This is a genomic window from Methyloceanibacter sp., from assembly GCF_058506495.1.
In genome coordinates, this window is record NZ_JBZMXT010000004.1 from 45,520 (window position 1) to 57,232 (window position 11,713).

Below are 11,713 nucleotides of genomic sequence, written 5' to 3' on the forward strand. Positions count from 1 at the left end.
AGGGAACCGGATCAATATTGCCCTTCGCTCGACCTGGAGCACGACGAAAGTAGGCCGCTACTCAGGTCAATGCCGCGGCGCGATCGGCTAGGCATACTTGTTGTGGATCACGACCTCGTCGAGCGGAAGCTGCCCCGGCTTGGGCCACGGCTCTTTGACGCCCTTGCCGACAACCACGAGCGGCCCGATACAGTGATCGTCGGGCAGGTTGATCATCTCCGCGACTTTATCGAAGTCATATCCAATCATGGGACAAGACTCGTAGCCCATGGATTTAGCCGCCAGCATCAGCGTTTGCATCGCCATGCCGATAGAGCGCATCGCCTCATCACGCTGTAGCTGTTCGCGTCCGTCGTGGAATGGACCCATCCAATTGACGAGCAAATCGGCGACCTCCTCCGGCGCATTGGCCCAGTAGCGCTCCGGCTCCTTCTGCCAAGCCCTGACATCAGCCGTCATGATGATGAGCATGCTCGCGTCAGTGATTTGCGCCTGATCGTTACCGACTTCGCGGATCTGCTTGCGGAGTTCGGGATCGTCGACCACCACAAAGCGCCAGTGCTGGATGTTAAAGCTGGTGGGCGCCTGGATCGCGGCCTCGAGGAGCTTGGTCTTCTCCTCGTCGGTCATCTCGTGATCGGGATCGAAGTGCTTGACGGCCCGACGACCGTAAATTGCATCCAAAGTGTCCATTTAGAGCAGTACTCGCAAAGAAACGGGCGATGTCGCCCGAGGTGGTGATTCAGTATCCGTGAAACCGATGCCAGAGATATGACTAGCCCTCGGCGCCCAGATGCTAAGGATCCGGTGTAAGCCGCTGCCGTCAAGCGACGCGCCATCACAAAAACGCTAGCTGCCACTGTGGAAAAGTGAGAGACCGTTGACGCCTTGCCTAAAGGGCGCTCGACTCGGCTTCGAGAGAATTGTCGATACCGGAAACACGCCCCCAGAAATCGATCATGTACTGCTCATCGAAGCGTGAAATCGAAAACTCTGCTGCGAGCGGCGCATAGTCGCTGCCGCCACAGACGAAGTCGGCGATAATTTCGCCAAACACCGGGGTGTACTTGAAGGCCTGCCCCGCCCCCAAGCAATGCACCAAATTCGATACGCGATAGTCCGGACCGAGGATGAACTTCAGGTCGGGCGTGATATCGAAGTACGACTTGTAACCCGAGCCATAGATCGATTGGTCGATATTTTTGAAGCGATGTCGCGCAATCTCTTCATAGATTCGGATTTGCGAATAACCGAGCCCCTGGTTTGTTGGGTCACTTACCAAGTCGGCCCCGATTACGCCCAATGGGCTTTCAGCGAAAGCTCGCGCGGTTTCGCGGGCAACGCGCTTCCGCGGCTGGTGCATATGGATCTCATTGTCCCGCCAAAGCCGGAAGTAAGCGAGGTTTATGTAGTCCGCGATGATCGGAAAGAAGCCCTCGATTTCACTATAACTTGTGAGCCAATTGACGACACTAACCGGCTCGACGCTCACTGGAACCGAAATTCCGAGTGCAGCAAAGATGGCAGGACTCCAAGGTCCAGCGGCATTCACGACGTGTGCACATTCTAAGCGCTCACCATCGGCCGTCCGCACGGCAACAATGGAGCCGTCATCAGCACGCTCGAACCCAACGACCTCCGACTTTTCACGTACGTCGACTGTATTTTTGTCGAGAGCTTTGTACAGCACATTTCGGAAGGCGGAGGGGTCGAACTGTAGTGCGCCCGGTTCCAAGTAGTAGACCTCATTGTCATAGAGCTTGACGAAGCCGGGAAGCATGTCTCGCGCCTCGCGCGAGTTCACCTTCCGAAAGTCGATGCCGACTTCTTTCATGCGCTGCTCGAGGGAGTCCCACTTCGGGTTGCCGCCGGAACCATTGTCGCGCGCGATCCAAATCGCGCCGCACGCATCGAAGGCTGCGGGGACCCCCCATAGCTCGTCAAGCGAATGCCATTGACCGGCAGCAATCTTGGCCAACTCTGCAGCGATGGGAACGGCGTTTGCCGAACGCACGATACCAGAGTGCCGAGCGGTCAAGCCAGATCCGACGAGGCTCTTCTCAATGACGCAGACCGCATTATTGGTCTCGCCGCTGCGTTGCAGCCGGCGTCGCACGGAAACCGCCGACGCACAGCCCAAACAGCCGCCACCGATCACAACCGTATGATAGCGTGATGACATCTTTTCCGCCCTAGATCGCCGCCCCGGCGTTTCCCAGGTTTCCGGCTCGCGCCTATTTTGGCGCGATTTGCCGCAAATATAACGCCGCCACGCGCATTGTGAAGCCGCGAGCCTCATGTCCGTGAAATCTGCACGAGGGCTGTACGTCACGCGTACGTCAAAGTTTTCCTCTGCAAAGGGCGAGATCTGACGATCACCTTCGAGAGACTATTTGAAACGACTTACGCCTTGAGCTGCCGTCTAAAGGCTGCGGCATCACGTCGAAACGCGTCGATCTGCGCGTCCTTCATCTTATCGAGATTCCGATAGGGAAAGGCCAACCGTGGATTTTCGCCCAGCTTATCGCGGTGGCGATCGAGAAAGTCCCAATACAAATAGTTGAAGGGGCACGCGCCCTCGCCCACTCTTGCTTTGACGTCGTAGCCGCAACTCGAACAGTAGTTCGACATCTTATTGATGTAATTGCCGCTGGCGGCATACGGCTTCGAGGCGAGCAGCCCTCCATCCGCAAATTGGCTCATACCAAGTGTGTTCGGCAGTTCGACCCACTCATAGGCATCGGCGTAAACGGCGAGATACCACTCATGCACTTCCTGCGGATCGATACCCGCTAGCATCGCAAAGTTTCCGGTGACCATTAGCCGCTGAATGTGATGCGCATAGGCCTCGTCTCGAGTCTGCTCGACGCAAGCGCGCACACAAGCCATGTCCGTCTCGGCCGTCCAATAGAAGGCTGGAAGCGGATCGTTGTGGCCGAAAAAGTTTTCAGTCTCATACCCAGGCATGCGCAACCAATAGATGCCCCGAACGTATTCGCGCCAACCAAGGACTTGGCGTATAAAGCCTTCGGCCGCATTGATGCCCACGGTGCCTTCCCGGTGCGCCGCATCGACCCGGCGACACACCGACATCGGATCGAGCAGCCCCGCATTCAGATACAAAGCAATAACTGCATGGTACATGAAGGGTTCACCCTTCAGCATTGCGTCCTGATAGTCACCAAAACTTGGAAGCGACGTCTCCACGAACTGTTCGAACGCGGACTCCGCCTGGGCGCGCGTCACGCCGAACCAAAACGGTTCCAGCACGCCGAAATTGTCAGGGAACTTGTCGGCGACCAGGTCTATTATCTCCCGCGTCGTCTTGTCAGGCGAATAGCCTTTGGGGGTTGGCAGCGTAAGTCCCTTCTTCGGTGGCTTTCTGTTCTCCGCATCGAAGTTCCAGCGACCGCCAACGGGTTCGCCGCTCTCTTCCATAAGAAGGCCGGTGTTTCGCCGCATCTCGCGATAGAAATTCTCCATACGGAGTTGTTTACGTCCGCTTGCCCACTGCCTAAAGTCCTGCCCGGAACACAGAAAGCGGTCGTCATCAAGGATGTCGATTGGGATGCCCCGTTCCTCTCCTAATGATTTGAGCGCATCAAAAAGCCGCCACTCTCCCGGCTTGGTGACCACCGCACGCGCGCAATCATGTTCTGCGACCGCCCGCTCAACCTCTCCTTGGATTGAGCCGGCGTTGCCATCGCTGTCGAGCTTTACGTAGTCCACGCTCCATCCCGCGTCCTTAAGCTCCTCCGCGAAGTGGCGCATGGCCGAGAACAGGAACGCGATCTTCTTTTTGTGGTGATTGACGTAAGTGGCCTCCTGGTTGACTTCAGCGATCAGGACCACATCCTTTTGGGCATCGGCCGCGCGCAGCCCTGCCAACTTGGGCGAAAGCTGATCGCCCAGGATCAAAACAAGCTGTTTGTCGCCTTCGTCACTCACTACGCTACCTCGAACATGGGGCGCTACCTCAGAAAAAACGGTGCACCCTACTGTCAAATACCGCCGTGATCCATTCATCCGAATGCTGCGTAGACCTATTTGCGGCCAGTCCAGCGCGAAGCGACCGCTGGGCATCCGCGTAGTAACAGGGAAAATGTTGATGGGCAGTATCGTTAGACACACACTAGCGTCGCTCTTTGCGGTGGCGCTCATCGCAACCGCAGCGGCGGCCGGCGCCCGAAGCCCAATGGAACAAGGTTGGGCCGCCTATGAGCGTGGCGACTATGAGCTGGCGGTTGAGTTGATAAGGCCGTATGCGGAAGACGGCGACCCTGAAGCACAGTTTAAGCTGGGTCGCATGTACCAGGAAGGACAGGGCGTTCAGAAGGATCACGGTGAGGCCGCGAAGTGGTACCGGCGTTCAGCCGAGGCGGGTCAGCCTTTCGCGCAGAACAATCTTGGCGTCATGTACAAGCACGGCCGAGGCGTGAAGCAAGATAACGTACAGGCATATTTCTGGTTCAGCCTCGCTTCCAAGTACTACCTCGAATTCGAAGAGATGAACCTGGAGCGCGCCCGCCAGAACCGGCAAGGCGTTGCATCGAAGATGACACCCGACGAGATCAGTGAAGCGCAGGATCTGGTGCGGATTTGGAGTCCAACACCTTACGCCGACGGAGCCTCAGCGAAGCTGCTCAGCCGCTAGACGCGCGAGCGGTCCAGACACTCCGATCAATCGGTTGAAACGATACGAACGTCACTCAATTCGCGGAACTAAGCCATGATCAAAACTCTTGCCCTTCTGATTGTTGCAGTCTTTGGGATATCCGGATCTGTACATGCCGCCACCGGGTTCGGTTTTTCCTTTAAAGGCGTGGATGGCGAGCCGTTGGCGCTCGATCAGTACCGCGGTAAGGCAATTCTGGTCGTCAATACCGCCACCGCTTGCGGTTTTAGCTACCAGTTCAAACACCTCGAAGAGGTTTGGCGGGATCGCAAAAATGATGGCTTGGTTATCGTGGGCGTCTCGTCGAATGACTTCGGCGGCCAGGAGCCTCGGACGGGCAAAGCCCTGCTCAATCACTGCAAAGGCAAGTATGGCGTTTCCTTCCCCCTGACGGAGCGGACAGCCGTCGTGGGCCCCAACGCACACCCGTTCTACCAATGGGCCGCGGAGCAGTCGGGCACACAGCCGAAATGGAACTTCCACAAATACGTTATTGGACGCGACGGAAAGCTTGTCGGCTCTTTTCCCAGCAGTGTGGATCCGCGCTCCGCGCAGATGGCCTTGGCGATCACCTCAGCCTTGAAGCGCCCGACGCCCTAGAAATATTCCGCGCGAACAACGCGGACATCGCTGACGGTCACGATGCCAATCTGACGTGACACCAGGCGAAAGAGCGGATCCAAAACGTCGTTTTCCTTGCTCTCGTCCACAATGCACAAAATTTGGACGACAGAACCGACGCGGCCCACCTGGCCGTCCCGATGCCACGGTCCGTCTTGCCCCCGACCGGCAATCGCCGGCATCACCGTGTAGCCAGATACGCCAAGGTCGTCGAGAATGTCGATGACCCGACCCATGAGCGGCGTTTCAACCATGATTTCGATGCGTTTCTTCGGGAAGGTTTCCATGGCGACCTACTGGAATGATGACGCGGCATAAATATAAATGGGAATGCCGACGGCGAGGTTGAACGGAAAGGTCACGCCTAGCGAAAGTGGTAGGTAAATTGACGGTTTTGCATCGGGCAACGCCACGCGCATCGCAGCCGGCACAGCGATATAGGATCCACTTGCCGCTAGCGTTGTCATCAAAGCAACGCCACCCGGCGAGAGACCGATCAATTGGGCGACAAGGAATCCGAGTGCTGCACCGATCAGCGGCATGTAGATCCCGAAGAGCACTACGGGTGTCGACAGGTTCTTACCCTCGCGCATACCGCGTCCGGCGATCAAACCCATGTCCAACAAAAATAAGCACAAGATTCCCTTGAAGGGATCGACTACGAACGCAGAGATTGACTCAAGCCCATCGGTGCCGGTGACCCAACCGATGACGAAAGAGCCGACGAGTACGACAATCGATCCATTGAGAAAGACTTCGCGCAGAACGGTGCGATCAAGTGTCGATCCATTTGCCGAGTCCCGGGTAAGCCACAGCGCGACCATGATCGGCGGCGTTTCCATGGCAGCGGCGATCGCGACCATGTACCCCTCATAGGCGATGCCCGCGGTCTCCAGGGCTTGGGCGGCGGCGAGGAAAGTCACAATCGAAATGGAGCCGTAACACGCGGCGATTGCGGCCGCGTCCACTCGCGACAACTTTGTCGTCGACCTTAAGAGCGGAAATGCGATAAGCGGAAGCAATGCACTTAGTACGATGCCTGCCAGCAGCGCAATCACAAGCGTTGTGTCGACGCCATGGTCGGCTACACCGGCACCGCCTTTGAAACCGATCGCCAGCATGAGATAGATGGCGAGGCCCTTGGCGATAGCCTCAGGGATAGCCAAGTCTGACCGGCTCAAAGCTGCTAATAACCCCAGCACGAAGAACAGGATCATCGGCGACGTCAAGTTCGCCAAAGCCAATTCGAACATGATGGTCGTTTACCCCCGCTCTCGACACTAGCCCCAGCACATCATTGCAACAAATCACGCTCGGGCGATACCCGATTCTATGAGCGGGGGGCCATTAGATCGCTTACCCCCGAAGAGGCTATCTAAAGCCTACACGTGAAGGGGGTCCGACGGGTAATTTTGGTCCGCCGCATTTTGCTCTAAGTGGCTACAGAGCCATGGTGACCGCTTTGGTCTCCGGGTAGTTCTACGAAGCCTCTGCCCCGTTTCGCACCCCCAGCCAGACGCTTTTAACCCCCGAAGGGAAGGCTTGGGTCGAACACGTGATGGCAGTTGAGCCCGATGGAGCAGTCGCGTTTGGTAGTGCACCGGCACAACACGGCACCCTTAAGAGACATCACGCAGCTATGCGGCCTCCGACTGCAGCGCTTGAGGCAAGGTCTCAGACCAAAGGCGCAGCTGGTCGAGACAGTCGAGTGCCGTAACGCCAAATGGCGTTAGAGAGTACTCAACGGCGATTGGGGCCGTATCAACCACGCGACGTTGGACGAGCCCTTGCGCCTCAAGCTGACGCAGCCGTTCAGTGATCATTTTCTTGCTCGCACCGCCGACCATGCGCGCAAGGTCGTTGAAGCGCACTGGCTCATCCTTGAGATGCCAGAGAATAGAGCCCGTCCACTTGCCGCCTAGGATTCGCATGCCGCGCTCAATCGGGCACGGTCCCTCGCACGCCTCCACGACGTCTTTCCGCCCCCGCTCATCCTTTCGAACTCGCGCCTTCATCTGCTCCTCATAATTCTAGGTTACCGAAAGTATACTGGTTGACTTTCGTTCCCTATGCAACATCTAAATGCATGCCAACACAAGCGGCGGGAACAGACAGCGGGAGCACTCAGTGAGCAAGATTTTCATTATCAACGGTCATCAGCCTTACCCATTTGCCAAGGGCGAGCTGAACGCGGCAATGGCGCAGCGGGCACGAGAGCATTTGGTTGCTGCCGGTCACGAGATCCGGACGACGGAAGTTGCGAAAGGCTATGACGTCGAGCAGGAGGTCGGCAATCATCAATGGGCGGATGTGGTCATCATGCAGTTCCCCGTGAACTGGATGGGCGTGCCCTGGTCTTTCAAGAAGTACATGGACGAGGTGTATACCGCCGGTATGGATGGGCGGCTCACGGAAGGTGATGGACGGACCTCCGAAGCGCCGAAGGAAAACTACGGTACGGGCGGTAGCCTCACGGGCAAGAAGTACATGCTGTCCGTAACTTTCAATGCCCCACGCGAAGCGTTCGACGATCCGAACCAAGAGTTCTTCGAGGGTCGCTCGGTCGACGACCTACTCCTCCCAGCTCATCTCAACGCAAAATTCTTCGACATGACGCCGCTACCAACCTTCGCTGCGTTCGACGTCATGAAGAACCCCGATGTCGAAAATGACTTCAAGCGTTTCGACGATCATTTGCGCGAGGTTTTTCCGGTGCCCCAGGAAGCCGCATCATGAGCCGCCCCGATATCCACCTTTATACGGCCGCTACAATGAACGGCTACAAGCCGGTCATCTTTCTCGAGGAAGCAGGCGTTCCCTATGACTTGACATATGTCGATCTCGGTAAGCGGGAACAGAAAGAGCCGGAGTACGTAAAGCTCAATCCGAACGGGCGCATACCGACCATCGTTGATCGGTCCAATGATGACTTTGCCATTTTCGAGTCGGGCGCCATTCTTTGGTACCTGGCGGAAAGATATGGGCAGTTCCTGCCAGCGGATCCCAATCTGAGATCGGAAACACTCCAGTGGCTAATGTTCCAGATGGCAGGCGTCGGGCCCATGATGGGCCAGGCGATGTACTTCCACCGCATCGCGAAGCCCAACGGCCACGAAGAACCGTTTTCCATAAGGCGCTATGTCGACGAGAGCCGTCGCATTCTTGAGGTCCTGGATTCCCGGCTCGAGGGTCGAGAGTTCCTTGTTGGCGACCACTACTCAATCGCGGACATCGCCACCTACCCCTGGGCGCGCGCCTACCCTTGGGCCAAGGTCTCAATCGATGGTCTTGATCACCTCAAATCCTGGTTCGATCGGATCGATGCGCGCCCCGCCGTGCAAAGGGCGATCACTATCCCGAAGCACGTGCCCGCGTTCTGGGGCCGTGGTGGCGAGGATGCATTTTCCAAAGAGAATGCTGCGCGATTTGCAGTGGACGTAAAGACCGCGTGACCGTGGAGACGAACAGATGACTGAAAAAATCTACACCGTTGCCGTCCTTAAAGCGAAACTGGGTAAAGCAGAGGCGCTCATCTCGGCGCTTGAGGAACTCGCCGCTGAGACTCGCAACGAGGACGGTGCAGAAGAGTACGGCTTCATTCGCGATCTCAAAACGCCAGAGACCGTCCTATCCTACGAGCGATGGACAAGCGGCGAAGCAGAGGCAGCCCATTGGAAGACGCCGCACCTCAAGAAGGCGCTGGAGCAAATGCGCGACATTCTTGATGGCGCACCGACCATCTACAAGGGTCACAAGGTTATCTGACGCACTCCAACAAACCCTAGCTTAGGAGCTCTTTGGCATGAGCAAGACAATACTTATTACTGGCGCCGGATCCGGACTTGGTCAGGGGACCGCGATCGGCCTCGCGCGAAAGGGGCATAAGGTTATCGCCGCCGTCGAGAACTGGCCGCAAGTGAGCGGGCTACTTGCCACTGCGAAGGAAGCCGGGGTCGACTTGGAGGTCACAAAACTGGACCTGTTGAGCAAGGACGATCGCGAAACAGTCTTTCGGAAATATGGCAACAGCGTCGACATCCTGGTCAACAACGCTGCGACGGGCGAAACCGGCCCCATCGCCGAGGTGCCTGTAGATCGAATTCGCCGCGTTTTTGAGGTGAACGTGTTCAGCACGTTGGAGTTCGCCCAACCCTTTGCCAGACTCTTCGCGCAGAAGGCCCGAGGCAAAATCGTCTTCACTTCATCAATCGCCGGCTTCTCAACGTTTAAGTACCTTGGGCCTTACGTAGCCTCGAAACATGCCTTAGAGCCGATCGTCCAGCTCATGCGCGATGAGATGGAGGGAACCGGCGTCCAGATCGCAACGATCAACCCCGGCCCCTTCCGTACCGGCTTCAATGACCGCATGTATGATACGCTCGACCAGTGGTACGACCCTGAAAAGCACTTCACACCGGAAGGTCCGATACGCGACGTGCAGCAGCTGTTTGCCGGAGACGAGTTGCAACTCGATCCCCAGCCCATGATTGACTTCATGGTCGATCTCATTCCGCAGGACAACCACAAGTTCCGCAACGTGTTTCCGGAGCATTTCGTTGGGAATGTGAAGGCCTATCAGGACAGTCTCTGGACCAAGGACATGTGATGGCAAATGCAGCAACCCCCATTCGCATCGACATTGTGTCGGATGTCGTCTGCCCCTGGTGCATAATCGGCTACAAGCAGCTCGAGCGCGCGCTGCAAGAAACAAAGACCGCTGCAGACATCCATTGGCATCCTTTTGAGCTCAACCCTCAAATGGCGAACGAAGGCGAGAATTTGCGCGAGCACCTGGCCGCAAAGTACGGAACGACGCCCGAGGGCAGCCGGCAGGCTCGCGCGAGGTTGACCGAACTGGGGGCCGAGTTGGGATTCACGTTCAATTACACAGACGATATGCGCATGGTGAATACGTTCCGAGCGCATCAGCTGTTGATATGGGCCGAAGAGCACGGCCGCGGCCATGACCTGCATATCGCACTCTTCGCTACATTTTTCGGCGAGCGTCTCGACTTGAATGACCCTGCTGTGCTCGCAGAGGTGGCTGCAGGTATCGGCTTGGACGGTGACGAGGCGCTAGCGGTCTTGGCTGATGGTCGTTATGCCCAGGCCGTGCGGCAAGACGAACAGTTTTGGATCAGCCGAGGTATCGAGGGCGTACCGGCCATGATATTCGATGAAGAGTATCTCGTCGTCGGCGCGCAAGGTGTCGACAACTATCGCTCTATCCTGGAGAAGATTGCTGGGGCATACGCCGCTTGAGCCCTACGATATTTGGGCGACAACAAACTACGAGCCGAGAGACGCCGTTGATCCAACGGCTCGACATCGTGTCGCGAGATTGGAGGAACTATGCCAAGTCAAAAAGCCGTCGTCGTCCGGGCCCCCGGAGGGCTTGATCAACTTGAGCTCCGCGATGTTCCCGACCCCGGCCAGCCGGGTCCTGGCGAAATCCGCGTCGAGCTACATGCGAGCTCGCTGAACTTCCATGACCTGCTGGTTGCCAAGGGTGGGATTCCTGCCGAGGACGGTCGTGTGCTCATGTCGGATGGAGCCGGCAGTGTCGAAGCTGTTGGCGAGGGCGTGACTGAATTTAAGGTCGGCGACAACGTCGTATCCACCTTCTTCCCCCAATGGCTCGACGGACTGCCATTCGACGAAGTCGGTAATTTTCGTGGCACGCCAGGCGATGGCATCGACGGCTACGCCACAGAATATGCGGTCGGGGCCGCAACAGACTTCACGCTCGCCCCGCATGGTTGGAGCCACGCCGAGGCGGCGACAATTACGACCGCGGGTCTGACGGCCTGGCGCGCCCTCATTGTCGACGGGCAGCTTAAGGCAGGCGCCACTGTACTGGTACTGGGCACAGGCGGCGTTTCGATCGCTGCGTTGCAAATCGCCAAGGCCATGGGCGCCTCGGTGATCGCAACCTCGTCCTCCGATGAGAAGCTTGAGCGTCTCCGGACAATGGGTGCAGACCATGTCATCAACTACAAGCAGACTCCGGAATGGGGTCGCGAAGTCCTGGCACTAACCGGTGGCCATGGCGTCGACCACGTTATCGAGGTCGGCGGGCCAGGGACGCTTTCGCAGTCCATCAAGGCCGTGCGCGTCGGAGGCCATATCGCCTTGATCGGTATCTTGACGGGCCGCCAGGGCGACGTGCCCACAATGACGCTCATGGCCAAGCAGGCCAGGCTTCAGGGACTCATTGTCGGGAATCGCCGTGAGCAGCAGGACTACGTGGCCGCGCTAGAACAAACTGGCATTCGCCCTGTGATCGACCGTAGCTTTCCACTTGAGGAGTTGGCTGATGCTTTCCGCTTCCAGGAAACCGGCGGCCATTTTGGCAAGATAGCGATTGAGTGGTGAGCGGTGTAACGCCCTATAACCGAAGCCAAATCTGCAGCGATT

General features: G+C 57.4%; 14 protein-coding genes. 8 read left to right on the plus strand and 6 right to left on the minus strand.

Annotation, left to right across the window (positions count from 1 at the left end; all coding sequences use genetic code 11):
- Positions 1-87 precede the first annotated feature (87 nt).
- The 3 genes from AC33YF_RS01955 to AC33YF_RS01965 all read right to left on the minus strand — a co-directional run bounded on the left by AC33YF_RS01955 (position 88) and on the right by AC33YF_RS01965 (position 3,948).
- Complete coding sequence (locus AC33YF_RS01955; protein ID WP_491775508.1) at positions 88-693, minus strand: nitroreductase family protein; 606 nt, start codon at positions 691-693, stop codon at positions 88-90.
- A gap of 199 nt (positions 694-892) precedes the next feature.
- Entirely contained in the window at positions 893-2,182 is a 1,290-nt protein-coding gene (locus AC33YF_RS01960) for an NAD(P)/FAD-dependent oxidoreductase (protein ID WP_491775509.1), read from the minus strand.
- A 221-nt stretch (positions 2,183-2,403) separates the two neighbouring features.
- Complete coding sequence (locus AC33YF_RS01965; protein ID WP_491775510.1) at positions 2,404-3,948, minus strand: cryptochrome/photolyase family protein; 1,545 nt, start codon at positions 3,946-3,948, stop codon at positions 2,404-2,406.
- Positions 3,949-4,108: 160 nt separating this feature from the next.
- On the opposite strand from AC33YF_RS01965, the gene AC33YF_RS01970 reads away from it, so the two are divergent.
- Together AC33YF_RS01970 and AC33YF_RS01975 are read left to right on the plus strand one after the other, a co-directional pair.
- Positions 4,109-4,654 carry a tetratricopeptide repeat protein gene (locus AC33YF_RS01970; RefSeq protein ID WP_491775511.1) on the plus strand — a complete coding sequence of 182 codons (546 nt, stop codon included), beginning with the start codon at positions 4,109-4,111 and terminating at the stop codon, positions 4,652-4,654.
- 75 nt (positions 4,655-4,729) lie between these two features.
- Entirely contained in the window at positions 4,730-5,275 is a 546-nt protein-coding gene (locus AC33YF_RS01975; protein ID WP_491775512.1) for a glutathione peroxidase, read from the plus strand.
- Here the strand turns inward: AC33YF_RS01975 and AC33YF_RS01980 are convergent.
- The 3 genes from AC33YF_RS01980 to AC33YF_RS01990 form a co-directional block, all read right to left on the minus strand.
- On the minus strand, positions 5,272-5,583 hold the full coding sequence (locus AC33YF_RS01980) for a DUF190 domain-containing protein (RefSeq protein WP_491775513.1): 312 nt from the start codon (positions 5,581-5,583) through the stop codon (positions 5,272-5,274). The two genes, AC33YF_RS01975 and AC33YF_RS01980, sit on opposite strands and share 4 nt — an antisense overlap.
- Positions 5,584-5,589: 6 nt before the next feature.
- Positions 5,590-6,549 (minus strand): sodium-dependent bicarbonate transport family permease, encoded by a 960-nt coding sequence (locus AC33YF_RS01985; RefSeq protein ID WP_491775514.1) that lies wholly within the window; start codon positions 6,547-6,549, stop codon positions 5,590-5,592.
- A gap of 384 nt (positions 6,550-6,933) precedes the next feature.
- Entirely contained in the window at positions 6,934-7,311 is a 378-nt protein-coding gene (locus tag AC33YF_RS01990; RefSeq protein WP_491775515.1) for a winged helix-turn-helix transcriptional regulator, read from the minus strand.
- 112 nt (positions 7,312-7,423) lie between these two features.
- On the opposite strand from AC33YF_RS01990, the gene AC33YF_RS01995 reads away from it, so the two are divergent.
- From AC33YF_RS01995 to AC33YF_RS02020, 6 genes are all read left to right on the plus strand, one after another.
- Positions 7,424-8,032 carry an NAD(P)H-dependent oxidoreductase gene (locus AC33YF_RS01995; RefSeq protein ID WP_491775516.1) on the plus strand — a complete coding sequence of 203 codons (609 nt, stop codon included), beginning with the start codon at positions 7,424-7,426 and terminating at the stop codon, positions 8,030-8,032.
- On the plus strand, positions 8,029-8,748 hold the full coding sequence (locus AC33YF_RS02000) for a glutathione S-transferase family protein (protein ID WP_491775517.1): 720 nt from the start codon (positions 8,029-8,031) through the stop codon (positions 8,746-8,748). Before AC33YF_RS01995 ends, AC33YF_RS02000 begins: the two co-directional genes overlap by 4 nt.
- Before the next feature lie 16 nt (positions 8,749-8,764).
- A complete protein-coding gene (locus AC33YF_RS02005; RefSeq protein WP_491775518.1) occupies positions 8,765-9,061 on the plus strand; it encodes a putative quinol monooxygenase in 297 nt (98 codons plus the stop codon).
- Positions 9,062-9,098: 37 nt separating this feature from the next.
- Positions 9,099-9,902, plus strand: coding sequence for an SDR family oxidoreductase (locus AC33YF_RS02010; protein WP_491775519.1), 804 nt, complete (start codon positions 9,099-9,101; stop codon positions 9,900-9,902).
- On the plus strand, positions 9,902-10,558 hold the full coding sequence (locus AC33YF_RS02015) for a DsbA family oxidoreductase (protein ID WP_491775520.1): 657 nt from the start codon (positions 9,902-9,904) through the stop codon (positions 10,556-10,558). The genes AC33YF_RS02010 and AC33YF_RS02015 overlap by 1 nt, the downstream gene beginning before the upstream one ends.
- Positions 10,559-10,648: 90 nt before the next feature.
- Complete coding sequence (locus AC33YF_RS02020) at positions 10,649-11,671, plus strand: zinc-dependent alcohol dehydrogenase family protein (RefSeq protein ID WP_491775521.1); 1,023 nt, start codon at positions 10,649-10,651, stop codon at positions 11,669-11,671.
- Positions 11,672-11,713: the final 42 nt, after the last annotated feature.

Excerpts from the sequence above, each read along its gene's own strand:
- AC33YF_RS01955 (WP_491775508.1), bottom strand. The coding sequence starts at position 693 with ATGGACACTTTGGATGCAATTTACGGTCGTCGGGCCGTCAAGCACTTC.
- AC33YF_RS01960 (WP_491775509.1), bottom strand. The coding sequence starts at position 2,182 with ATGTCATCACGCTATCATACGGTTGTGATCGGTGGCGGCTGTTTGGGC.
- AC33YF_RS01970 (WP_491775511.1), top strand. The coding sequence starts at position 4,109 with ATGGGCAGTATCGTTAGACACACACTAGCGTCGCTCTTTGCGGTGGCG.
- AC33YF_RS01975 (WP_491775512.1), top strand. The coding sequence starts at position 4,730 with ATGATCAAAACTCTTGCCCTTCTGATTGTTGCAGTCTTTGGGATATCC.
- AC33YF_RS01980 (WP_491775513.1), bottom strand. The coding sequence starts at position 5,583 with ATGGAAACCTTCCCGAAGAAACGCATCGAAATCATGGTTGAAACGCCG.
- AC33YF_RS01985 (WP_491775514.1), bottom strand. The coding sequence starts at position 6,549 with ATGTTCGAATTGGCTTTGGCGAACTTGACGTCGCCGATGATCCTGTTC.
- AC33YF_RS01990 (WP_491775515.1), bottom strand. The coding sequence starts at position 7,311 with ATGAAGGCGCGAGTTCGAAAGGATGAGCGGGGGCGGAAAGACGTCGTG.
- AC33YF_RS02000 (WP_491775517.1), top strand. The coding sequence starts at position 8,029 with ATGAGCCGCCCCGATATCCACCTTTATACGGCCGCTACAATGAACGGC.
- AC33YF_RS02005 (WP_491775518.1), top strand. The coding sequence starts at position 8,765 with ATGACTGAAAAAATCTACACCGTTGCCGTCCTTAAAGCGAAACTGGGT.
- AC33YF_RS02010 (WP_491775519.1), top strand. The coding sequence starts at position 9,099 with ATGAGCAAGACAATACTTATTACTGGCGCCGGATCCGGACTTGGTCAG.
- AC33YF_RS02015 (WP_491775520.1), top strand. The coding sequence starts at position 9,902 with ATGGCAAATGCAGCAACCCCCATTCGCATCGACATTGTGTCGGATGTC.
- AC33YF_RS02020 (WP_491775521.1), top strand. The coding sequence starts at position 10,649 with ATGCCAAGTCAAAAAGCCGTCGTCGTCCGGGCCCCCGGAGGGCTTGAT.